This is a genomic window from Micromonospora sp. SD12, assembly GCF_052068495.1.
Lineage (GTDB): Bacteria > Actinomycetota > Actinomycetes > Mycobacteriales > Micromonosporaceae > Micromonospora > Micromonospora echinofusca.
The window spans coordinates 24994-48026 of record NZ_JBQHDF010000013.1; the positions used below are offsets into that span (position 1 = coordinate 24994).

The window sequence follows — 23033 nt, forward strand, 5'->3', positions numbered from 1 at the left end:
CGGGGGAGGATTTCCGGTGATCGTCACCGGAAGGGGGGATCATGCCGGTGCTCACAACGTTCCAACGTGCCCTGACCCGCGCCCTGACCGTGTTGGGCCTGGTCGCGGCGTTCGTCCTGACGACCGTCGCGCCCGCGTGGGCGGGAGACAACACCTTCGTCGAGGTGGTGCCCAACAGTGCGCAGGCCGGCACCCGGGTGAGCATCCGGGCCGGTTGCGACAACGCGAACAACCGCCAGGCCGACGTGCGCTCCGACGCCTTCGGACGGGTGATGCTGCGACCGGACAACGGCTTCCTGACCGGCCAGGTCACCATCCCGGGCAGCAAGGAACCCGGCGACTACCCGGTCGACCTGCGCTGCGACAACGGGAACACCGCGACCACCACGCTCACGGTGCTGAACATGGAGCAGCCCAGCAAGGGCCCGGCCACCGGGGGCGGTGGCACCGCCGGCGTCTCGGGCACCGGCTCGATGCTGATGGTCGGCGGTCTCGCGGTGGTGGCGCTGGCCGTGGGCTTCGGCTTCTTCGGCAACCGTCGCCGGACCGGGTCCGGTTCCTGACCCGCCGTCGCCATGGCCGGCTCCCAGAGGCGTACCAGGCGATCCGGGCCGGGCCGGGTCCGGGCGACCACCCGGCGGGCGCTGCGGGCGTCCCGCCGGGCGGCGGCCGCGACGGCCCGCCGGCTGCGCCGGGTGGCCGGGGAGGCGGTGTCGGCGAGCGTCGCCACCACCGATCCGGCCGCCGGTCCGCTGCCCACCCGACCCCGCTACCGCCGGATTCCGGCCGGCGGGCGGCTGGCCCCCGGCCGGGGGCCGGGCCTGCCGGTCCTGGTGATCGCCACGCTCATGGCGCTCATCGTCACCATGCTCGGCGTGGAGCGGATCGCGGGCGTGAGCGTGCTGCCGGAGCGGTTCCTCGCCGGACTGCGGCCCGCGCCGAAGAAGTTCCCGGTGCTGCCCGCCAGCCGGCCCGTCGGCATCGCCATCGACCCGATCGACGTCCGGGCGCCCGTGCACGCGGTCGGCATCGCCCCGGATGGCAGCATCGCGGTGCCCGACGCCGCCCGCGCCCAGGAGGCCGGCTGGTACGACCAGGGCCCGACCCCCGGGCAGTACGGGCCCTCGGTGATCGTCGGGCACGTCGACACCAGCACCGGGCCGGCGGTGTTCCACAAGCTGCGGGACCTGCGGGACGGCGACCGCATCGAGGTGGCCCGGCAGGACCGTTCGGTGGCGGTCTTCGAGGTGGACTCCGTCGAGCGCTTCGGCAAGGACCGGCTGCCGGTGGACGAGGTCTTCGGGGACTTCAGCCGCCCCCGGCTGCGCCTGATCACCTGCGGCGGGCGCTGGGTGGGTGGCGAGACCGGGTACGCCGACAACGTGGTGGTCTTCGCGTCCCTGGTCCGGGCCCGTACGGCGTGACCGGTGGCAGCGCCTCCTCGGCGACCGTCGGCACCGGCCGCGAGCGGCTCCGCCGGGTGCGGCCTGCTGACGCTCGACGCCGCGACCGCCGGGCCATGCGGCGCCGTCGCGTTCGGCGGGACGGGCGACGGTCAGGCAGCCTCGGACTCGCGCAGGTCGAGCCAGTCGGCCCAGCGGGGGTCCGGCGCCCGGTGGCCGAGCACCCGCCAGGCCGTGCCCCTCGGGGCGGCCGGCAGCGCGTGCAGCCGCCAGCCCAGCTCGGCGGGGGTCTTGTCGCCTTTGGTGTGGTTGCACCGGGCGCAGGCGGCCACCACGTTCTCCCAGGCGTGCCGGCCGCCCCGGCTGCGGGGGAAGACGTGGTCGATGGTCTCGGCGGGCCCCCGGCAGTAGGCGCAGCGCCAACCGTCGCGGGCGAAGATGGCGCGGCGGGAGAGCCCGACGTGGGTGCGGTAGGGCACCCGCACGAAGCGGGTGAGCCGGACGACCGACGGCACCGGCAGCGCGTCGTGGGCGCTGTGCAGGATGCCGTCCCCGTCGGCGACGCAGATCGCCTTGGCGGAGAGCACGAGAATGGCGGCGCGACGCACCGACACGACGCACAGCGGCTCGTAGGTGGCGTTGAGGACCAGCGCACCGGAGCCCACCGTGGGTCGTATGTCAGGCATCGCGTTCACCCTCCCGGTTCAGCGGCCCCCTACTCGCCACCGCCGACCGGAAACGGGCGCAGTCGCCCACCACGGCCGACGCCGGCCGGATCACCGACGTCCGTGCGCCCATCGTCCCTGATCGGCCCCCGGATTGCACGCACTAATGTCGGAAGCCGACCGGGCATCACCCGGAAACGGGCAGATCCGCCCTCTGAGCAGCGACGGATCCCTCCCACATCGCCGGCCGTCCGACGCCCGTCACCGCGCCCACCGCCCCGGAATCGAGATCCGATGATCATGCTTACGCATTGAAGCCGGTAAACACGATCAAGGAGAATCGCGATCGCTGGAGTGGCGGACGTGAAGCGGGAATCCACCATGACGCTGGCGGGAGCAAACGCACACGGAGGCTGTCTCCGGCGTCCACTGCGGGCCGCATTCGATCACCACCCGTGCGGTGCGACCCGGCGCCGCCTCCTTCGCGCGTCGCCGGCCGCGCCGGGCGTCGACACGGGCCCTGTCAGACCCGCACCAGGGAGGACAGCAGTGCCGCGGTCTCCTCGGGGTGGACCAGCACGGCGGCGTGGCTGACGTCGAGGGACCGCACGTCGAACGGGTTGTCCGGGGTGAGCGCGTCGGCGTCGGCGATGAACCGGTCCTGGAGCGCGATCGGTATCGCCCGGTCGGCGGTGAGCCGCACGTAGGTGCGGGGGACGCGACCCCAGGTCTCGGGGTCGGCCCGCTCCTCGCCGGCGTCCAGGCTCTCGTCCGGCTCCAGGGTGTTCAGGTAGCCGTGGAACTCGTCGTCGGTGCCGTCGGCCAGGACCGCCTCCCGGAGGATGGCGAGCAGTGCGGGGTCGGCGGTGCGCCAGTTGAACCGCAGCGCGCCGAGTTCCATCGGGTTCGCGGCGAGCAGGCCGCCGACGTCGTTCAGGGCGCTCGACGCGTTCTCCGCCGAGGCCTGGTAGCCGGCCGGGGTGTCGGCGGCGCAGCACCACGCCGAGATGTAGACCAGCCGGTCCACCAGCTCCGGGGCGGCGTTCGCGACCCCGGTCAGGGTGAGCCCGCCCCGGCTGTGCCCGACCAGGATGACCGGCCCGTGCTCGCGTACCCGCCGCACGACGTCCAGGACGTGCGCCACGTTGTCGGCGTGGCCGATGCCGGCCATCGCGCTCGGCGCGGTCGCCAGGGCGGCGAGATCCTGCGGGGCCTGGTACGCCGCCGGGAACGTCGCGCCGAAGCCGTGCCCGGGCAGGTCGACGGCCAGCGAGCGGTGCCCGCGCAGGGCCAGCTCCCGCTGCATGGGCGCCCACGTGAACGAGTTGCTGCCGGCACCGGGCACGAAGACGAAGGTGGAAGCTGTCATTTGATCATGGTAGTTCCGCTGTCACCTCGTATTCCCGGGGCGCACCTGACCCGTGCGCCCGCGCCCGGCGGCACGCTCCAGCCGGGGCCGGGTCACGACCCGGAGGGTCGACGGGATCCGGCCCCGCCGGGTGCGGTACGAAGACAGCGTGACCGTTGCCAGCCTGACGCTGCCCGCCCTGCCCGCCGTCGAGGCGCCGGACCCGGCTCCGTCGCCGACCTGCCTGGACGACGCCCTCTGCAAGAGCGTCTACGACATGACCGGCTCGGTGTGGTTCGCCGAGGGCAGCTACTGGATCCTGCTCAAGCCGCTGCGGATCGTGATGATCCTGCTGCTGGCGGTCGCCGCCCGGTGGCTGGTGCACCGGACGATCCGCCGACTGGTGCGGACGACCACCGACGCCGGCGTACCGACCATGCTGCGTCCGCTGCGCGAGCGGATCCCCACCGCCGCCGTCGAGCCCGGCGAGTTCGTGCCGGAGCGACGCCGGCAGCGGGCCGAGGCGATCGGGTCGGTGCTGCGCAGCCTGAGCACCGCGTTCATCTTCGGCATCGCGCTGTTGATGATCCTCAAGGAGTTCAGCTTCGACCTGGCCCCGCTGCTGGCCAGCGCCGGGATCGCGGGCGTAGCCCTGGGCTTCGGCGCGCAGAGCCTGGTCAAGGACCTGATCGCCGGCCTGTTCATGCTGATCGAGGACCAGTACGGCGTCGGCGACACCGTGGACCTCGGCGAGGCGACCGGCGTGGTGGAATCGGTCGGGCTGCGGGTCACCACCGTGCGCGACGGGCGGGGCGTGCTCTGGTACATCCGCAACGGCGAGATCGTCCGGGTGGGCAACAAGAGCCAGGGCTGGGCCCTGGTGGTGGTCGACCTGCCCATCGGCTTCGCCGGCACGGAGGAGGCCACGGCCGTGCTGCGGACCGCCGCCGCGTCGGTGGCGATGGACCCCGACCTGGCGCCGGAGATCGTCGAGGCGCCGGAGGTGCTGGGCGTCGAGCAGATGACGGTCGACGGCGCGGTGATCCGTACGGTGGTGAAGACGAGCGCCGACGGGCAGTTCGCCGTCGGCCGGGAGCTGCGCCGCCGGCTCGCCGAGGCGCTGGAGAACTCCGGTATCACCGCGAAGATCGCCGCCGCCCGGCTCTATCCCGGCATCCCGGTCCGCGCCCCCGGCGAGACCGGGCAGGGGGGCGCCACCTGAGGCGTCGGGGCGACGGCCGGCGGGGGTCGCGAGCCGGGCGGCCCCTCGGGTATCGTCCGTTCGTTCAGTCGGGGATGCGACGATCAACCCCTTCGCCCTAGCCAGTCGTCGGACGATCGGGCAAAATCCGGTGCACGCGCTCCCCCGGAGCGTGATCACGTCCTCGCTGATCCGTAGATCTGACGACGGTTCCCGGGCCGTCCATCACGAGTGGCCCGCCCAGGGGAACGATGGAGGCGACGGTGCCTGACGAGCGACCATCCCCGGAAGGTCCGGCTACCTTCCGCGAGGTGTTCGCCAATCGCGAGTACGGCGCCGTCTTCACAGCGAGCGCTCTCTCCTGGATCGGCGACTACATCGCCAAGGCCGCGGTCACCCTGCTGGTCTACGAGGAGACCCGGTCCGTCGCGCTCTCCGCCGCCGCCTTCGCGGTGAGCTACCTGCCCTGGCTGGTCGGCGGCCCCCTGCTCGCCACGCTCGCGGAGCGGCACCGCTACCGGCAGGTCATGGTGATCTGCGATCTCGTCCGGATGCTGCTGATGGTGTGCATCGCCATCCCCGGCATGCCCGTCGCGATGATCCTGGCCCTGCTCTTCGCCACCACACTGGCCAATCCACCGAGCCAGGCCGCCAAGTCGGCGCTGATTCCGCTGATCCTCACCGGGGACCGCCTGGTGGTCGGCCTGTCGATGATCAGCAGCGTCGGCCAGGCCGCGCAGGTCGTCGGCTACCTGGCGGGCGCGGCCATCGCCGCGTTCGATCCGACCGCCGCGCTCCTGGTGAACGCGGCGACCTTCGCCCTGTCGGCCGCGCTGGTGCGCTTCGGCGTGACCGACCGGCCGACGGCGATGACCGCCGCGCACCGCAGCCACCTGCTGCGGGAGACCGCGCAGGGCTTCCAGATCGTGTTCGGCACCCCGGTGCTGCGGGCCATCGCCGTGCTGGTCTTCGCGGCCATGCTCTTCTCCGTCGTGCCGGAGGGCCTCGCCGCGGCCTGGGCGAGCGAGCACGCCGGCCAGTTGGACGCCGGGGCCGCCCAGGCCATCATCATGGCCGCGAACCCCGTCGGCTTCATCCTCGGCGGGCTGATCGTCAGCCGGGCGTTCGGGCCGGACCGCCGGCTGAGTCTGATGCGGCCGTTGGCGGTGCTCTCGCCGCTGGCCCTGGTGCCCGCCCTGCTCGACCCGCCGCCGCTGGTGGTGGCGCTGCTCGCCGCCGCCTGCGGGTTCGCCGTCGCCGGCATGCTGCCGGTGGCCAACGGGCTCTTCGTCCGGGCCCTGCCCGACGGCTTCCGGGCCCGCGCCTTCGGGGTGATGGCGACCGGCGTCCAGGTCATCCAGGGCCTGGCCGTCCTGGTGACCGGGTTGCTGGCCGAGCGGTTCTCCATCCCGGTCGTGGTCGGGGTGTGGAGCGCGGTCGGGGTGCTGCTGATGACGCTCGCCGCCCTGCACTGGCCGAGCCGCTCGACGATCGACGCGGCCATCGAAGCGGCCCAGCAGCCGGGCGCGTCCACCCCCCGGCAGGCGGGCCCCGGCACGCCGGGGCGGCACGGGGAGGAACCGGCCGGCGGGCCGGCGCGTCGCTGGGCGGTCGCCCCGGCACGGCGGGACGGCAGCGGCACCCGGTGACCCGGCCCACAGCCGGCACCCCCCGGTCGCCCGGCGCGGCACCTGGCAGGATGGAACGGTGAATGCCGCAGGTGAGTCCGACCGGCCCGGTGCGTCGATGACCCTCTTCGAAGCGGTCGGCGGCGAGCCCACCTTCCGCAAGCTGGTGGACGAGTTCTACGCCGGGGTCGCCACCGACCCGCTGCTGCGCCCCATGTATCCCGAGGAGGACCTGGGCCCGGCTGCGGACCGGCTGGCCCTGTTCCTCATGCAGTACTGGGGCGGCCCCAACACGTACTCGGCGCAGCGCGGGCACCCGCGGCTGCGGATGCGCCACGCGCCGTACCGGATCGGTGCCGCCGAGCGGGACGCGTGGCTGCTGCACATGCGCCGCGCCGTCGACCGTCTCGACCTGCCGCCGGAGATCGCCACCGCGCTCTGGGACTACCTGGAGCGGGCCGCCTTCTTCATGGTCAACGCGATGGAGGACCCGGCGGGCCCGGCCTGATCCCGGTCAGCCCGACCGGGGCCGTGCGCCAGCCCGTGCCCGGCACCGCCCGGACGGCTCAGGTCCGACCGGGGGTCGCCGCGCCGCGCCCCGCGCCACCAGCCACCACGGCACGCCGCAGGCCGGCGTGACCGTGCCGCTGACCGGGACGGCTCAGAGCAGGGCGCCCTCGTCGTGCAGCCAGTCCACGAAGCTGGTGGCGACCGCCGCGCCGCAGTCGAGCATCTCGACCAGCAGCGCGTCGTGCGCCCCGGCGCCGAACGGCACCTGCAACTCCGCGTAGATCGGCAGCTGGCCGCGCTCGGTCGGGTCGCCGATGTAGGCCTTGCAGAAGCGGCGGGTGTGGTTCCACTCGTTGACCACCCGGTAGGCGCGGTCGGCCCAGTCCGGCGGCACCGTCGCGTGTGGACGGGCCCGCATCACCAGGATCTCGTCCTCCGGGCCCTCCAGCGTGACCAGCACGGCGTGCCGCTCCCACATGGCCAGCAGGTTGCCGTCGCCGTCGGCCAGGTAACGCACGTCGAGCATGTCGAGTGCGTCACAGACGCGGCGCAGGGTGACCGGCTCGACCGTGGCGGGCATGTCCGCGATCACGGCTCGCTCCGTCGGTGGGCAGTCGTCTCCCGGCTGACGCGGGGTCGGTGGTCCGACCCGGACGGTGCTCTCCACTGTGACCCCGCTCCGCCTTTCCGGGTCGCCGCCGCCGTTGGCGGGACCGGGGCGCCATGACCACCACGGCATCGCTCGCGCACCTCACTCCCCAGCGGATCCACTCGCCTACGGTGCGTTGGATCCGAGGATGGACGGTACCCGGACAGCCGGGTTGAGGCACCCCCCCAACGACAGCCCCAGGACAGAAGAATGAACACGGGTCATCCGAACGGATGAACTCAGAGCGGCCGCACGGCAAGTTCCGTGGCCTTCTGCGACCAGATCGCTCCGTACGGTCCCACCAGACCGACCCAACGGCCGACCGTCCGCACCTGGACGTCGCCCCCGTTCCCCCTCTCAGCCGACCCCTCGGAGGCCCCCAGGAAGCCCATCCGGACCAACCCCTGGACCATCCGCTGGGTCACCTCCACCGGCTCGCCGGGTGGGTCGTCCGGGGTGACGACCACCGGCACGTGGTCGAGCAGCGCGTCGCGCAGCGCCCGTTGCCCGACGGCACGGCCGCCGACGCCGTGGGTGCCGGCCTCGCGCAGGGCGTCGGCCGCCGCCGCCGCGATCCGCCGCAGCTCGCCGCCCGGCAGCGTCTCCACCCGGCGGCTCGCCGAGGGCGGCAGCGGCCAACGCCACCGCTCGTCCCGCCGCGTCGGCAGGGCCGCTCCGCCCGCCGCCAACTCGGCCAGCAAATCCCCGGCCGAGACCGTGGCGTCGCCGGGGCCGTCGCCGGCCACCGTCCGGACGACCAGCACGCCCCACGGCAGACGCCCCCAGAGGGCCGTACGGCCCCGCACGCCGCCCGACCGGAGCCGGACCGGCGCGTCGCGGTCCAGCCGGACGAGGCGGGCCAGGAAGGCCCCGGCGTCGGCGGCGTCCGCGATCCCGTGCCCGCCGTCGACCGGACCGCCGCCAGCGGCCCGCCCCGGGGCGGCCGGCCCGTCGGTCGCCGTCACGCCGCCGGCCCCTGCGGCGCGTACGTGAGCAGGAACGTCCGCTCCTCCGGGGTGATCCGCCGGGGCCGCTGCCGGGTCAGGTCGAACGGCACCAGCACCGAGCGGGCGCGGCTGGCCAGCACGTCACCGTCGAAGAGCTCGTAGGCGACGGTGAAGGACGCGCCCCGGATCTCCTCCACCCACAGCTCGATGCGCACGGTGGGGGCGGCCTCGGCGGTGGCCCGGCCGAGGGCGTACTCGACCGGGCGCAGGTAGTCGATCTCGTGCCGGCTGATCACGACGCCGTCGGCGAACGAGCCCACCCCCCACGCCCGGCCGCCGGCGAACATCAACGCCACCCGCGCCTCCTCGTAGAGGGTGAGGAAGCGCGAGTTGTTGATGTGCCCGTACGCGTCCAGGTCGGACCACCGCAGGGTGCAGTGGTACACGAAACGATCACTCATGGTCGGCAGCGGTCCGCGGGCTCAGTCGCGGGTCAGCTTGCGGTAGGTCACCCGGTGCGGCCGGGCCGCCTCCGCGCCGAGCCGGTCGATCTTGTTCTTCTCGTACGCCTCGAAGTTGCCCTCGAACCAGAACCACCGGGCCGGGTCCTCGTCGTCGCCCTCCCACGCCAGGATGTGCGTGGAGACCCGGTCGAGGAACATCCGGTCGTGGGAGATGACCACGGCGCAGCCGGGGAACTCCAGCAGCGCGTTCTCCAGGCTGGAGAGCGTCTCCACGTCCAGGTCGTTGGTGGGCTCGTCGAGCAGGATCACGTTTCCGCCGATCTTCAGCGTCAGCGCGAGGTTGAGCCGGTTGCGCTCGCCGCCGGAGAGCACCTTGGTCGGCTTCTGCTGATCCGGACCCTTGAACCCGAACGCCGCGATGTAGGCCCGCGACGGCATCTCGACCTTGCCGACCATGAGGTAGTCCAGGCCGTCGGAGACGACCTCCCAGACGCTCTTGTCACCGTCGAGGCCCTGCCGGTTCTGGTCGACGTACGACAGCGAGACGGTGGGGCCGACCCGGACCTCGCCGCTGGTCGGCTGCTCCAGCCCGACGATGGTCTTGAACAGGGTGGTCTTGCCGACGCCGTTCGGGCCGATGATGCCGACGATGCCGTTGCGCGGCAGCGAGAACGACAGGTTGTCGATCAACAGCCGGTCGCCGAAGCCCTTGCTCAGGTTCTGCACCTCGATGACCGTGTTGCCCAGGCGCGGGCCCGGCGGGATCTGGATCTCCTCGAAGTCCAGCTTCCGGGTCTTCTCCGCCTCGTTGGCCATCTCGTCGTAGCGGTCGAGTCGGGCCTTGGACTTGGTCTGCCGCGCCTTGGCGTTGGAGCGGACCCACTCCAGTTCCTCGGTGAGCCGCTTCTTCATCTTGGCGTCGCGGCGGCCCTCGACGGCCAGCCGGGCGGCCTTCTTCTCCAGGTAGGTGGAGTAGTTGCCCTCGTAGCCGATGGCCCGGCCGCGGTCCAGCTCCAGGATCCAGCCGGCCACCTTGTCGAGGAAGTACCGGTCGTGGGTGATCGCCATGACGGTGCCGGCGTACTTGGCCAGGTGCTGCTCCAGCCAGGAGACGCTCTCCGCGTCCAGGTGGTTGGTGGGCTCGTCGAGCAGCAGCAGGTCGGGGGCCTCCAGCAGCAGCTTGCACAGGGCCACGCGGCGGCGCTCACCGCCGGAGAGCTGGGTGACGTCGGCGTCCGGCGGCGGGCAGCGCAGCGCGTCCATCGCCAGTTCGAGCTTGGAGTCGATGTCCCACGCGTCGAGGTGGTCCAGCTCCTCCTGGAGCCGGCCCATCTCCTCCATCAGCTCGTCGGAGTAGTCGGTGGCCATCTGCTCGGCGATCTTGTTGAACCGCTCCAGCTTGGCCTTGGTCTCGGCGACCGCCTCCTCGACGTTGCCGAGCACGGTCTTGGCGTCGTTGAGCGGGGGCTCCTGGGCGAGCATGCCGACGGTGTAGCCGGGCATCAGCCGGGCCTCGCCGTTGCTCGGCTTGTCCAGTCCTGCCATGATCTTGAGGAGGCTGGACTTGCCCGCGCCGTTCGGGCCGACCACACCGATCTTGGCCCCCGGCAGGAAGCTCAGCGTCACGTTGTCGAGCACGACCTTGTCGCCGTGCGCCTTGCGCGCCTTTTCGAGGACGTAGATGTACTGGGCCACGGTGTGGGCTACCTCCGTAGGGTTGCGACTGGGGCCGGCGGGCGCGGGCGCGGGCTTCGACCTCCGCCCGCCGCCGCCGGCCGGTGGCCGGCCGCACGCACGCCATCCTCAATCCTGACAGGTACGCTGCGCCGCGCCCACATCACCCCGCCCCCGACGCTCCGGACGCGGCGCGCCACCCCTGCTTCCGAAAAGGGGTATCGACAAGATCACGCCAGGGGTTGGACCATCGTGGGAAGGGTAGGTGACTCCGGCACGGGGCCCCAGAAGCCGCAGCTACGCTCAGTACGCTCATTCGCGGTTGACCCGTCAGCACCCGGAGGTGGCCGAACGTGACCGTCCGCAGCTCCTTTGTCGTAGTGGCGAACCGGCTACCCGTCGACGAGGTGAGCACCCCCGAAGGACGGCAGTGGCGTCGCAGCCCCGGAGGGCTGGTGACCGCACTGCACCCCGTCCTCGCCGAACACCAGGGCACCTGGGTCGGCTGGGCCGGCGGCACCGGCGCCGCCCCCGAGCCCTTCGACCTGGAGGGCATCCGGCTGCACCCGGTACCGCTGAGCGCGGAGGAGCTGGAGCGCTACTACGAGGGCCAGTCCAACGCGACGATCTGGCCGCTCTACCACGACGCGGTGGAGACGCCGGCCTACAAGCGCCGCTGGCGCGAGGCGTACCGCCTGGTCAACGCCCGCTTCGCGGAGGCCGCGGCGGAGGTCGCGGCCGAGGGGGCGACGGTCTGGGTGCAGGACTACCAGCTCCAGCTCGTCCCGGCGATGCTCCGCGAGCTGCGGCCCGACCTGCGGATCGGCTTCTTCCTGCACATCCCGTTCCCGCCCATCGAGCTGTTCATGCAGATGCCGTTCCGCACCGAGATCCTGCGCGGCCTGCTCGGCGCCGACCTGGTCGGGTTCCAGCAGCGCCTCGCCGCGCAGAACTTCGTCCGGCTGGCCCGGCACCTGCTCGGGCTGCGCTACGAGGGGCAGATGATCCAGGTCGACGGCCGCCAGGTGAAGGCCGGCGCGTTCCCGATCTCCATCGACACCAGGGAGATGGAGCGGCTGGCCACCGACCCGGCGATCCAGGCCCGGGCGAAGGAGATCCGCGAGGAGCTGGGCAACCCGAAGACGATCATCCTGGGCGTCGACCGGCTGGATTACACCAAGGGCATCGAGTTGCGCCTGAAGGCCTTCCGCGAACTGCTGGCTGACGGAAAGTTGACAGTTCCCGACGCGGTCATGGTGCAGGTCGCCACGCCCAGCCGCGAGCGCGTGGAGCACTACCAGGCACTACGCGTGAAGGTGGAGCGCGAGGTCGGTCGGATTAATGGCGAATTCGGCAGGGTCGGCGTGCCGGCGGTGCATTATCTGCATCAGTCGTACAGTCGCACTGAACTGGCCGCGATGTACGCCGCCGCGGACGTGATGATGGTGACCCCGCTGCGAGACGGAATGAATCTGGTAGCCAAGGAGTACGTCGCATCGCGCGCCGACCAGGGCGGTGCACTCGTGCTCAGCGAGTTCGCCGGCGCCGCAACCGAGCTGCGTCAGGCGTTCCTGTGTAACCCGCACGACCCAGACGCGGTCAAGGACGCCCTGCTGAGGGCCGTGCATGTCGAGAAGCCGGAGGCCCGCCGCAGAATGCGGACAATGCAACGCCACCTACGCACCCACGACGTGGGGCACTGGGCGAAGTCGTTCCTCACCGAGCTCGGTGTGCCTCAATCGGAGGTCGCGTGAACGCCGCCAGCGAGATCGTCACCCCGGCGGCCGGCACGATGGACCCGGAGCTGCGCGCCGCCATCGGCCGCATCGCCCGGGTGCCCCAGCTTCTGATCGCCTGTGACTACGACGGCACCCTGGCGCCGATCGTGGAGGACCCGAGCAAGGCCGTGCCGCTGCCGGAGTCGGTGGCGGCCGTCCGGGCCCTGGCCGCCCTGCCCCAGACCACCGTGGCGGTGGTCTCCGGGCGGGCCCTGCGCGACCTCGCCGCGCTCTCCCGGCTGCCCAGCGAGGTCCACCTGGTCGGCAGCCACGGCTCCGAGTTCGACATCGGGTTCGTCGAGCGGCTCTCCCCCGAGCTGATCGCGGTCCGTACCCGGCTGCGCGACGCCCTGCGCGAGATCGCCTCGGCGCACCCGGGCATCCGGTTGGAGCGCAAGCCGGCGAGCGTCGCCGTGCACACCCGCGGGGTGGCCCCGCAGGTCGCGGCGGCCGTCATCGAGGCGGTCCGCAGTGGCCCCGCCACCTGGGACGACGTCACAGTCACCCAGGGCAAGGAGGTCATCGAGCTGTCGGTGGTCGCCACCCACAAGGGCACGGCCGTCGACCAGCTGCGCACCCAGCTCTCCGCCAGCGCGGTGCTCTTCATCGGCGACGACGTCACCGACGAGAACGCCTTCGGCAACCTGCACGGACCGGACGTCGGCATCAAGATCGGTCCCGGCGACACCAAGGCCGGCTACCGGGTCGCCGAGCCCATCGAGGCCGCCCGCGCCCTCGGCCTGCTGCTGGAGACCCGGCGGCACTGGCTCTTCGGCGAGCGGGCGGTCCCCATCGAGCGGCACTCGATGCTGGCCAACGGCCGGACGGTGGCCCTGCTCACCCCCGAGGCCAAGGTCACCTGGCTCTGCCACCCCAAGCCGGACTCGGCGGCGATCTTCGCCGACCTGGTCGGCGGCAGCCCGGCCGGGCACTTCAGCGTCGCCCCGGAGCGCGGCGGCATCCCGCTCGGCCAGCGCTACCGTTCGGGCACGATGACCGTCGAGACCCGGTGGTCGGGCCTGACCGTCACCGACTGGCTCGACAAGCCGGCCAGGGAGACCACGCCCGACGGCCCGGCCGTCGTCAGCGGCGACTCGACCCTGGTCCGGGTGCTGACCGGCTCGGGCCGGGCCCGGCTGGAGTTCGCGCCCCGGCCCGAGTTCGGCCAGGTCGCGGTGCAGTTGCAGCCGATCGGCGACGGCCTGCTGGTGCTCGGCTCCAACGAGCCGGTCGCGCTCTACTCCCCCGGTGTCGAGTGGCAGGTCAGCAACGACGGCGGCTACGAGACGGCGAAGGCGGTCGTCGACCTCTCCGCCGCCGGTGGGCAGGTCGTGCTGGAGCTGCGCTTCGGCACGCACAGCCTGGAACACCACCGGCTGCCGGTGCACGAGCGGCAGGCCCTGGCCGAGCAGCCGTGGAAGGACTGGGTGGCCACCCTGCGGCTGCCGAGCACCGCCCGGGACCTGGTGGTCCGCAGCGCGCTGACCCTGCGCGGGCTCTGCCACGAGGCCACCGGTTCGATCCTGGCCGCCGCGACCACGTCGCTGCCCGAGGAGCTGGGCGGCGTCCGCAACTGGGACTACCGCTACTGCTGGCTGCGGGACGCGGCGATGACCGCGCGTTCCCTGGTCGACCTGGGCTCGATCGAGGAGGCCGAGGCGCTGCTGCGCTGGGTCGACGGGTGCATCGAGCGCACCGGCGGGCACCCGGAGCGGCTGCACCCGCTCTACACGGTCGACGGCTACGAGCTGGGTGCCGAGGCGGTCATCGACACCCTGCCCGGCTACGCCGGCTCCCGGCCGGTGCGGGTCGGCAACCTCGCCAACCACCAGCTCCAGCTCGACGTGTTCGGGCCCATCGCGGACCTGATCGCGGCCGTCGCCGACGCCCGCGGCTCCGTACGCGAGGACGAGTGGCGGGTGCTCGACAACATGGTCGAGGCGGTCCGCCGCCGCTGGCACGAGCCCGACCACGGCATCTGGGAGGCCCGCCTCCCCCCGCGGCACCACATCTTCTCGAAGGTGATGTGCTGGATGACCGTCGACCGGGCGCTGCACGTCATGCGCCAGCACGGCGGCGAGGACCGCCCGGAGTGGGTGGAGCTGCGCGACCGCATCGGCGCCAACGTGCTGGAGTACGGCTGGCACGAGACCGTCGAGGCCTACAGCGTGGCGTACGGGGACGAGGACATGGACGCCTCGTCGCTGTGGATCGGGCTGTCGGGACTGCTCCCCGGCGACGACCCGCGCTTCCTCTCCACCGTGCTGCGGATCGAGGCGGATCTGCGCAGCGGCCCGGTCGTCTACCGCTACCACTGGGACGACGGCCTGCCCGGGCGCGAGGGCGGCTTCCACATCTGCACGGCGTGGCTCATCGAGGCGTACCTGCGCACCGGGCGGCGTACCGACGCCGAGGAGCTGTTCTCGCAGATGGTGGACACCGCCGGCCCGACGGGCCTGCTGCCCGAGCAGTACGACCCGATGGCCGAACGCGGGCTGGGCAACCACCCGCAGGCGTACAGCCACCTCGGTCTGATCCGCTGCGCGCTGCTGCTGGACAACATGCTCAAGCAGTGACCTGACCAGCGACGACGGCGGCCGGAGAGACTTCTCTCCGGCCGCCGTCACTCATTCCACGGGATCAGCCTGACCGCGCGGAGCGAGCGGGCTCCCCGGAGATCCCTCGGGACCAGCCCCGGCGAGGGCGTCGACCACGTCCCCGACGACCACCACCGCGGGCGGGCGCAGCCCCGCGGCGACCACGTCGACGGCCACCGCGCCGAGCGTGGAGCGCAGCACCCGCTGGGCCCCGGTGGTCGCCTCCTGCACCACGGCGGCCGGCGTCTGCGCCGGCCGGCCGTGCGCGACGAGCGTCGCGGTGATCGCCGCGAGGTTCTTCAGCCCCATCAGGACGACCAGCGTGCCGCGCAGTCCGGCCAGCGCGTCCCAGCGGACCAGGGAGGCCGGCGAGTCCGGCGCGACGTGCCCGGAGACCACGGTGAACTCGTGGGCCACGCCCCGATGGGTGACCGGGATGCCCGCCGCGGCCGGAGCCGCGATCGAGCTGGTCACGCCGGGCACCACGGTCACCGGCACACCGGCCGCCGCGCAGGCCAGCAGCTCCTCGCCGCCCCGGCCGAAGACGTACGGGTCGCCGCCCTTGAGCCGCACCACGGACCGGCCGGCGAGCGCCCGGTCCACCAGGATCCGGTTGATCTCCTCCTGGGCGCGGGACGGGCCGTAGGGGATCTTGGAGGCGTCGACCAGTTCGACGTCGGCGCGCAGCTCGTCGAGGAGCAGGCCGGGGACGAGCCGGTCGGCGACCACCACGTCGGCCTCGGTGAGCAGCCGCCAGCCCCGGACGGTGATCAGCTCCGGGTCCCCGGGGCCGGCGCCGACCAGCGCCACCCGCCCGGGCAGGGTGCCCGACGTCGTCCCCTCCGGCGCGGCGGGCGTCGACAGGGTGCCCTCGCGCACCTCCAGCAGGGCACGCACGGCGTCGCGGACGGCCATCGCCCGGCGCGGGTCGCCCCCGCCGAGCACCGCCACGGTCACCGGCCCGTGCCGGGTCACGGCCGGGGTCCAGGCGGTGGCGGCGGCACGGTCGTCGGCGCGTACGCAGAAGATGCGGCGCTCGGCGGCGGCGGCGCTGACCGACGCGGCGGCGAGCGGGTCGTCGATCGCGGCCTGCACCAGCCACGCGCCGTCCAGGTCGTCGGGGGCGAACCGGCGCGGCGCCCAGTGCAGCCGTCCCGCGTCGACGTGCGCGCGCAGCGCCGGGGTCAGCTCCGGCGCGACGAGCAGGACGTCCGCGCCGGCGTCGAGCAGGGCCGGCACCCGCCGGGTGGCCACCGCTCCCCCGCCCACCACGACCACCCGTCGGCCGGCGAGCCGCAGGCCCAGCGGGTACGGGTTGCCGCTCACGCCACCCTCCCGCCGCCGGGTGCGCTGGTTCGCCCGCTCACTTCTCGGCCACCCCCGCCGAGTCGAAGGTGGCGACCTCGTGCAGCACCCGGACCGCGCCGGTGACCACCGGCAGCGCGAGCAGCGCGCCGGTGCCCTCACCCAGGCGCAGCCCGAGGTCGATCAGCGGCTCCAGGCCCAGCCGGCGCAGCGCGACCGTGGCGCCCGGCTCGGCGGAGCGGTGCCCGGCCACCATGGCGGCCACGGCGTGCGGGGCGAACGCCGCCGCGGCGAGCGCCGCGGAGACCGCGATCACCCCGTCCAGCAGCACCGGCGTGCGGCGGGCGGCGGCGCCCAGGATCAGCCCGGCCAGCGCGGCGTGCTCCAGGCCGCCGACGGCGGCCAGCACGCCCAGCGGGTCGGCCGGGTCGGGGGCGTGCCGGCGCAGGGCGGCCCGCACGACGGCCACCTTGCGGGCGTACGTCGGGTCGTCGACCCCGGTGCCCCGGCCGGTCGTCTCCGCCGGGTCGATGCCGGCGAACGCGGCGATCAGGGCGGCGGCGGGTGTGGTGTTGCCGATGCCCATGTCGCCGGTGAGCAGGATGCCCGCACCGGCGTCGATCAGCTCGCCGGCCACCCGGATGCCGGTCTCGACGGCCGCGCGGGCCTCGTCGCGGGTCAGCGCGGCGGTCACCGCCAGGTCCCGGGTGCCGGCGCGGACGTTCGCCGCGACCAGCCGGGGCTCGTCGCGGGCCGGCCGGTCTCCGGCGTGCCCGCCCGGCGCGGCGACCGGCAGCGCGGTGGCCACGCCGACGTCGACCACGGTGACCGAGGCGCCGGCCTGCCGGGCGAACGCGTTGACCACCGCGCCGCCGGCGAGGAAGTTGCCGATCATCTGGGCGGTGACCTCCTGCGGCCAGGGCGTGACCCCCTGCGCGTGCACGCCGTGGTCACCGGCGAAGATCGCGACGGCGGCCGGCTCGGGCAGCGGCGGCGGGCAGTGCCCCGCCAGGCCGGCCAGGCGTACGGAGAGTTCCTCCAGGGCGCCGAGGGAGCCGGCAGGCTTCGTCAGCCGCCCCTGCAACTCCCGCGCGGCGGCCATGGCCGGCTCGTCGGGCGGCCGGATCGCCGCGATCGTGGTCTCCAGCATCACGCCTCCAGGATCTCTGCCAGTACCTCGGTGAACGCGTCGGTGGTGGCCCGGTCGCGTACGGCGACGCGCAGCCAGTCCGGGCCGAGACCGGGGAAGGTGTCGCCCCGGCGCACCGCCCAGCCGCGCCGCCGCAGGGCGAGCCGCACGTCGGCGGCCCCGGGCACGTGCACCAGCACGAACGCGCTGGCGGGTCGGCCGGCGACGCGTACGCCGGGCAGGGTCGACAGGCGGGCGACCAGGTGGTCGCGGTCGGCGGCGAGCCGGGCGGCGATGGCGCGCTCGGCCTCGACCGCGACGGGCGTGGCGCAGGCCGACGCGGCCGCCAGGGCCGGGGTGGAGACGGCCCAGAGCGGCTGGGCCGCGGCCAACCGCTCCAGCAGCGCGGCCTCGCCGAGCAGGTAGCCGATCCGCAGGCCGGCCAGTCCCCAGGTCTTGGTGAGGCTGCGGACCACCAGCAGGCCGGGCAGGTCCCGCCGCGCGGCCAGCGACTCCGGTTCACCGGCCACGCCGGGGGCGACGGTGGTGTCGGCGAACGCCTCGTCGACGACCAGCACCCGGCCGGGCCGGGCCAGGGCGGCCAGGTCGGCGGCCGGATGCAGCACCGACGTGGGATTGGTCGGGTTGCCGATCATCACGAGGTCGGCGTCGGCGGGCACCCGGGCCGGGTCGAGCCGGAAGTCGTCGTCCGCGTCGAGCAGCACCCGCTCCACCCGGTGCCCGGCGGCGCGCAGCGCGGCCTCGGGCTCCGTGAACTGCGGATGCACCACCACCGGCCGGCGCACGCCGGTCAGCGCCCGGGCGAGCAGCACGAAGCCCTCGGCGGCACCGGCGGTGAGCAGCACCTCGGCGGGCGGGCGGCCGTGCCGGGCCGCGACGGCCGCGCGGGCCGGCCCCGGATCGGGGTACGCGGCGAGGTCGCCGAGCGCGGCGGTGATCGGGTCGGCCAGCCACTCCGGCATCGCGTCGCGCCGCACGTTAACGGCGAGGTCGACCAGCCCCGGCCCCACCTCGGCGTCCCCGTGATGGGCGAGGTCCGGTCCGGCCTCGGGGCGGATGGCTTCGGCCCCGGGCCGGGCGGCTTCGGCCCCGGGCCCGGCTTGGGGTCCGGCCTCGGCTTCAGGCCCGCTTCCGGGGAGGGTCTCGGTCGGCTGACCACGCATGTCCGCGATCCTGCCGGGAAGGTGGCGCGCGGGACAGCGCATCCCGGCGTGGGCCGCATCACCACACGGGCGTTCATGAATATTTCTCAGGTACGAATCGGAAATGTCATAACTTGAGCGTGTGAGCAACCGACCCCTTGCTGCCGCTGGTCGTCTCGTTCCCCTCCTCCGCGCCGGACTGATCGCCGGCATCGTGGTCGCCGCCGTGGCGTACCCGGTGGCCGCCGCCACCGGCCTCGGCGCCAAGGTCACGGCGCACGCCATGGAACACAAGACCAAGATCCTCACCACCGCGTTGCCGGCCGAGACGTCGTACGTCTACGCCCCGGACGGCAAGACGGTGCTGACGATGTTCTACGAGGAGTACCGGCAGTACACGAAGCTGGCCGACATCTCGCCGAACATGCAGCAGGCGATCGTCGCCGCCGAGGACAACCGGTTCTACCAGCACCGGGGCGTCGACCCGAAGGGCGTCGCCCGCGCCTTCGTGGCGAACGCCCGCTCCAGCGGCGTCTCCCAGGGCGCCTCCACGCTCACCATGCAGTACGTGCGGATGGCACTGCGGGACAGCGCGAAGACGCCGAAGGAGGTGCAGGAGGCCACCCAGCAGACCAGCCTGCGCAAGGTCCGCGAGATGCGGATGGCGATGGACCTGGAGAAGGAGCTGAGCAAGGACCAGATCCTGGAGCGCTACCTCAACTCCGCGTACTTCGGGCACCGCGCGTACGGCATCTACGCGGCCAGCGAGATCTTCTTCTCCAAGGCCCCCAAGGACCTCAGCCCCGTCGAGGCGGCCACCCTCGCCGGCCTGGTCAAGTCCCCTTCCGAGTACGACCCGGCCAGCTCCGACCAGAAGGATGCCACCGGCCGGCGCAACTACGTGCTCGACCGGATGGCCCAACTCGGCTACCTCTCGCCGGACGCCGTCACGCAGGCGAAGTCCGAGCCGATCCGGCTCAAGCTGACGTACCCGCCGAACGACTGCGCCGCCGTGCCCGAGAAGTGGAACAGCTGGGGCTTCGCCTGCGACTACCTGAAGAACTGGTGGAGCGCGCAGCCCGCGTTCGGCGAGAACCGGCTGGAACGGATGGACAAGCTGCGCCGGGGCGGCTACCGGATCGTGCTCAGCATGGATCCCAAGATCCAGGAGGCGGCGGAGAAGAACGTCGGCGCCAAGGAGAACACCGGCAGCCCCTTCGCCAACGGCATCGTGGTCTCCGAGCCCGGCACCGGGCGGGTCAAGGCGATGGCGGTGAACCGGACGTACTCGCTGGACCTGAGCGAGAACGGGCAGAGCTCCAACCCCGAGGCCGGGCCGAACGTCAAGGCGAACTACCCGAACACCGTGGCGCCCCTGCTCGGTGGCGGCGACCTGCCGGGCTACCAGGCCGGCTCGACGTTCAAGATGTTCCCGATGCTGGCCGCGCTGAACGCGGGCATGCCGCTGTCCACCTCGTTCAACGCCCCGCACCGCTACCGCTCCGAGGTCTACGACGGCTGGGCGCCCTCCAACGCCAGCGGCGCGATGAGCGGCAACCAGACCATGTGGTCCGGCTTCGGCAAGTCGGTGAACACGTACTTCGTGTGGCTGGAGGAGCAGGTCGGCGCGGACAAGGCGGTCCATCTCGCCGAGCAGCTCGGGCTACGCTGGCGCACCGACGTCGACCGGGAGCAGGCGTCTCCGGCGAAGGTGAAGAAGTGGGGCGCGTTCACCCTCGGCGTCTCCGACGCCACGCCCCTGGAGATGGCCAACGCGTACGCCGCCATCGCCGCCGACGGCCGCTACTGCGAGGCGATCCCGGTGCAGGCGATCTACAACCGCGACGGCACGCCGACCACCTGGAAGACGGCCTCCGGGATCGAACGCGAGGTCGCCAAGCCGCGCTGCCGGCAGGTGGTCAACGCCGACGCGGCCCGCGCCGCCACCGACGCCGCGCGCTGCCCGACCGGCGACACCCCGGCCCGGGGAAGCTGCGGCGGCTGGTCGACCGCGGACAGCGTGCGGGGCACCGTCGGGCGCCCGGTGGCGGGCAAGACGGGCACCACCGACAGCACCCGGTCCGCCTGGTTCGTCGGCTACACCCCGGAGCTCGCGGCGGCCAGCTTCATCTCCGACCCGGACAACCCGTTCAACGCGGTCGGCGACGGCCAGTCGCAGATCCCGATCAAGGCGGTGGCGCAGACCCTCCGCGACGGCCTCAAGGGCCAGCCCACCCGCCAGTTCACCCCACCCTCGGACCGCATGGTCGGCTGAGCCGCGTCGGCCACGGTCGGGGTGGTGGCCGGCCGGGGCGTCACCGGGCGACACGGTCCCTCCTCCGGCCGCCGGGCCGCCCGCGCCGGGCGCGTCATCCGATCGCCGTGCCGCCCGTGTCGGCCGGGCAGGCCGGGGCGCGTCAGCGGAGGTCGGCGGAGACGAGGGACCAGACCTCCAGGTCGACCCGGCCGCCTCGGACGAAGCCGGCGTTGCGGAGCAGGCCCTCGTAGCTGAAGCCGCCCTTCTCGGCGACCCGGCGGGAGGCCAGGTTGCCGGGGGCGACCCGCAGCTCGACGCGCTGGAAGCCGTGTTCGAGGATCAGCGCGATGGCGAGCGCGTCGACCGCCTCGACCGCCAGGCCGAAGCCCCGGGCGTGCGCCGCCATCGCGTAGGAGACCTCCGTGCACCGGGCGCCCCAGTCGGTGCGCCGCGTCCACAGGCAGCCCACCACCCGGTCGTCCTCCCGGCGTACCACCGCGTAGTGGTCGCCGTCGCCGCTGTCGCGTCGTTGCCGGGCCAGGTCGGTGCACCAGGCCAGCCCGCCGATCTGGCCGGAGGTGTCGGCCAGCGGCAGCCACCGCTGGGTCTGCCGGTCGCCGAAGACCTCGTCGGCCGCCGCCGCGTCGGCGGCGGTCAGCGCGCGTACCTCGGTGCGGGGCGTGGAGACCGTCAGCGCCGGGAAGCGCCGCACGGCCACCTGACCGATCACGCGGGCACCCCGTCGGGCCGGGCGGCCACGGGCTCGGCCGCCGCCGCGTCCACGAGCCGCGCCGCCAGCCGCGGGTACGCCGCCCAGTGCAGGGTGAGCTGCGAGGCGTGCACGCCCCGCCAGACGAAGCCCTCGGGCGCCCCGCCGTCCCAGCTCCACGCCGGCCGCGCCCCGGCGCGCGGGGTGAGCACCCCGCTGTGCTCCTTGTGCCCGGCCACCACCGTGCCCGCCGGGCCCACGAGGCTGTCCGTCAGCGCGGTCGCCTCCCGGTAGCCCACCACCAGGCCGTCACGGCGGGTGCCCACCGCGTCGAGCACGCCGCACATGGGCAGCCCGTCCAGTTCACGGGCCAGCCAGAGCAGGCCGGCCCCCTCGGCGACGACGGGCCGCCCGGTGCGGGCCAGCTCGGCGACCGCGATGCAGAGCCGACGGTTGGCGGAGAGCTGCCCGGCGTACGACTCGGGCAGCCCGCCGCCGACGACCAGCGCGCCGGTGCCGGCGGGCAGCGCCTCGTCGTGCAGTGGGTCGACCGTCACCACCTCGGCGCCGGCCGCCCGCAGCAGCTCGACGGTCTCGGGATGGCTGTAGCTGCCGCCCGGCGTCCCGGCGACCGCGACGACGGGGCGTGGCCCGGACGGCGCCGGCCCGGCACCCTCGCGCCCGGCCTCCGGCGTCCAGGGTGGCGCGGGCAGCGGCGGGGCGGAGCGGGCCAGGCCCAGCAGCCGGTCCAGCTCGACGGTGGCGGCGACCGCCTCGCCGAGCCGGCGGACCGCCCGGGTGGCCTCGTCGGTGCGGGCGAGCGCGGGCACCGCCCCGTAGCGGCGGGCGGGCAGCACGGACGGCAGGTCCTGGCGGCGCAGCGCGCCGTAGACCGGTACGCCGATGTCGTCGAGCGCCTCGCGCAGCAGCTCCTCGTGCCGGGAGGAGGCCACCCGGTTGAGGATCACCCCGCCCAGCCAGAGCTGCTCGTCGTACGACCGGAAGCCGTGCACCAGGGCGGCAACCGACTGCCCGGTCGCGGCGACGTCGACCACCAGCACGACCGGGCTGCGCAGCGCGACGGCCACGGCGGCGGTCGACTCGCGCTCCGGGCGGCCGGCGAGACTGTCGTACAGGCCCATGCTGCCCTGCACCACGGCGAGCCCGGCGCCGGCCGCGCCGTGGCCGACGAGCGGGACGATCCGGTCGGCGCCGACCAGCCGGGGGTCGAGGGTCCGCCCGGGGCGACCGGCGGCCAGCCCGAGGTACGCGGCGTCGACGCGGTCGGGGCCGACCTTGAATCCGGCGACGTCGACGCCCCGGTCGGCGAAGGCGGCGAGCAGCCCGATCGCCAGCGCGTTCTTGCCGTGGCCGGAGGACGGTGCGCTGAGCACCAGGCGCGGCACGACGGTCATCATCGACTCCCTGCGGGGCGGCGGGGGACCTGCGACGGGCCGACGGCGCGGTCCGCCCGCGTGACGATAGCCCAACCGACCGTCGGGTGGCCGCCGCCGAACGGGCGTGCCGGCGGTGTCGCGCCGCCGCCGGGCGGACCGTCCGTGGCGTCCGGCCGGCGCCGGACGCCGAGGTTGGGCCCGGCGGGGGC

At 73.9% G+C, this 23033-nt stretch carries 18 protein-coding genes and 1 pseudogene; 8 read left to right on the forward strand and 11 right to left on the reverse strand.

All coding sequences use genetic code 11. The features are described 5' to 3' along the window. Window positions 1–41: 41 nt before the first annotated feature. Window positions 42–563 (forward strand): hypothetical protein, encoded by a 522-nt coding sequence (locus ACTMS2_RS21645; protein ID WP_441177022.1) that lies wholly within the window; start codon window positions 42–44, stop codon window positions 561–563. Window positions 564–575: 12 nt separating this feature from the next. Next, window positions 576–1424, forward strand: coding sequence for a class F sortase (locus tag ACTMS2_RS21650; RefSeq protein ID WP_441177023.1), 849 nt, complete (start codon window positions 576–578; stop codon window positions 1422–1424). Window positions 1425–1555: 131 nt separating this feature from the next. Here ACTMS2_RS21650 and ACTMS2_RS21655 read toward each other — a convergent pair whose 3' ends face one another. Continuing rightward, window positions 1556–2089: an HNH endonuclease gene (locus tag ACTMS2_RS21655; RefSeq protein ID WP_441177024.1), complete on the reverse strand. Its 534-nt coding sequence runs from the start codon at window positions 2087–2089 to the stop codon at window positions 1556–1558. A gap of 502 nt (window positions 2090–2591) precedes the next feature. Then, window positions 2592–3437 carry an alpha/beta hydrolase gene (locus ACTMS2_RS21660; protein ID WP_441177025.1) on the reverse strand — a complete coding sequence of 282 codons (846 nt, stop codon included), beginning with the start codon at window positions 3435–3437 and terminating at the stop codon, window positions 2592–2594. A 148-nt stretch (window positions 3438–3585) separates the two neighbouring features. On the opposite strand from ACTMS2_RS21660, the gene ACTMS2_RS21665 reads away from it, so the two are divergent. The 3 genes and pseudogenes from ACTMS2_RS21665 to ACTMS2_RS21675 all read left to right on the forward strand — a co-directional run bounded on the left by ACTMS2_RS21665 (window position 3586) and on the right by ACTMS2_RS21675 (window position 6753). Further along, complete coding sequence (locus ACTMS2_RS21665) at window positions 3586–4638, forward strand: mechanosensitive ion channel family protein (RefSeq protein ID WP_441177026.1); 1053 nt, start codon at window positions 3586–3588, stop codon at window positions 4636–4638. Window positions 4639–4868: 230 nt separating this feature from the next. Next, complete coding sequence (locus ACTMS2_RS21670) at window positions 4869–6266, forward strand: MFS transporter (protein ID WP_441177027.1); 1398 nt, start codon at window positions 4869–4871, stop codon at window positions 6264–6266. Next, a pseudogene (locus ACTMS2_RS21675) lies at window positions 6263–6753 on the forward strand (globin). The gene ACTMS2_RS21670 and the pseudogene ACTMS2_RS21675 overlap by 4 nt, the downstream one beginning before the upstream one ends. A 153-nt stretch (window positions 6754–6906) precedes the next feature. Here the strand turns inward: ACTMS2_RS21675 and ACTMS2_RS21680 are convergent. The 4 genes from ACTMS2_RS21680 to ettA form a co-directional block, all read right to left on the reverse strand. After that, a complete protein-coding gene (locus ACTMS2_RS21680) occupies window positions 6907–7494 on the reverse strand; it encodes a YbjN domain-containing protein (protein ID WP_088998782.1) in 588 nt (195 codons plus the stop codon). 149 nt (window positions 7495–7643) lie between these two features. Beyond that, window positions 7644–8369 carry a hypothetical protein gene (locus ACTMS2_RS21685; protein WP_441177028.1) on the reverse strand — a complete coding sequence of 242 codons (726 nt, stop codon included), beginning with the start codon at window positions 8367–8369 and terminating at the stop codon, window positions 7644–7646. Beyond that, the gene (locus ACTMS2_RS21690; RefSeq protein WP_441177029.1) at window positions 8366–8812 is read right to left on the reverse strand and encodes an acyl-CoA thioesterase; all 447 of its coding nucleotides are present in this window, start codon (window positions 8810–8812) and stop codon (window positions 8366–8368) included. Before ACTMS2_RS21690 ends, ACTMS2_RS21685 begins: the two co-directional genes overlap by 4 nt. Before the next feature lie 21 nt (window positions 8813–8833). Next, window positions 8834–10510, reverse strand: coding sequence for an energy-dependent translational throttle protein EttA (ettA, locus tag ACTMS2_RS21695; protein ID WP_088998780.1), 1677 nt, complete (start codon window positions 10508–10510; stop codon window positions 8834–8836). A 332-nt stretch (window positions 10511–10842) separates the two neighbouring features. Between ettA and ACTMS2_RS21700 the strand changes: the two genes are divergently transcribed. Beyond that, complete coding sequence (locus ACTMS2_RS21700; protein ID WP_088998779.1) at window positions 10843–12243, forward strand: alpha,alpha-trehalose-phosphate synthase (UDP-forming); 1401 nt, start codon at window positions 10843–10845, stop codon at window positions 12241–12243. Between the two features lie 38 nt (window positions 12244–12281). Beyond that, window positions 12282–14843: a trehalose-phosphatase gene (otsB, locus tag ACTMS2_RS21705; RefSeq protein ID WP_441177114.1), complete on the forward strand. Its 2562-nt coding sequence runs from the start codon at window positions 12282–12284 to the stop codon at window positions 14841–14843. A gap of 51 nt (window positions 14844–14894) precedes the next feature. On the opposite strand, the gene cobA is transcribed toward otsB, so the two are convergent. Genes cobA through cobC form a run of 3 tightly spaced genes read right to left on the reverse strand, consistent with a single transcriptional unit; the run spans window position 14895 to window position 18482 of the window. Further along, window positions 14895–16190 carry a uroporphyrinogen-III C-methyltransferase gene (cobA, locus tag ACTMS2_RS21710; RefSeq protein ID WP_441177030.1) on the reverse strand — a complete coding sequence of 432 codons (1296 nt, stop codon included), beginning with the start codon at window positions 16188–16190 and terminating at the stop codon, window positions 14895–14897. A gap of 37 nt (window positions 16191–16227) precedes the next feature. Then, on the reverse strand, window positions 16228–17319 hold the full coding sequence (gene cobT, locus ACTMS2_RS21715) for a nicotinate-nucleotide--dimethylbenzimidazole phosphoribosyltransferase (protein WP_393399705.1): 1092 nt from the start codon (window positions 17317–17319) through the stop codon (window positions 16228–16230). After that, a complete protein-coding gene (gene cobC / locus ACTMS2_RS21720; protein WP_441177031.1) occupies window positions 17319–18482 on the reverse strand; it encodes an Rv2231c family pyridoxal phosphate-dependent protein CobC in 1164 nt (387 codons plus the stop codon). Before cobC ends, cobT begins: the two co-directional genes overlap by 1 nt. Window positions 18483–18603: 121 nt before the next feature. On the opposite strand from cobC, the gene ACTMS2_RS21725 reads away from it, so the two are divergent. Further along, on the forward strand, window positions 18604–20736 hold the full coding sequence (locus ACTMS2_RS21725) for a transglycosylase domain-containing protein (RefSeq protein WP_441177032.1): 2133 nt from the start codon (window positions 18604–18606) through the stop codon (window positions 20734–20736). 142 nt (window positions 20737–20878) lie between these two features. Here the strand turns inward: ACTMS2_RS21725 and ACTMS2_RS21730 are convergent, their stop codons facing one another. Together ACTMS2_RS21730 and ACTMS2_RS21735 are read right to left on the reverse strand one after the other, a co-directional pair. Then, a complete protein-coding gene (locus ACTMS2_RS21730) occupies window positions 20879–21448 on the reverse strand; it encodes a GNAT family N-acetyltransferase (protein WP_441177033.1) in 570 nt (189 codons plus the stop codon). Continuing rightward, window positions 21445–22842, reverse strand: a complete 1398-nt coding sequence (locus ACTMS2_RS21735; protein WP_441177034.1) for a cobyrinate a,c-diamide synthase — start codon at window positions 22840–22842, stop codon at window positions 21445–21447. The genes ACTMS2_RS21730 and ACTMS2_RS21735 overlap by 4 nt, the downstream gene beginning before the upstream one ends. Window positions 22843–23033 lie beyond the last annotated feature (191 nt).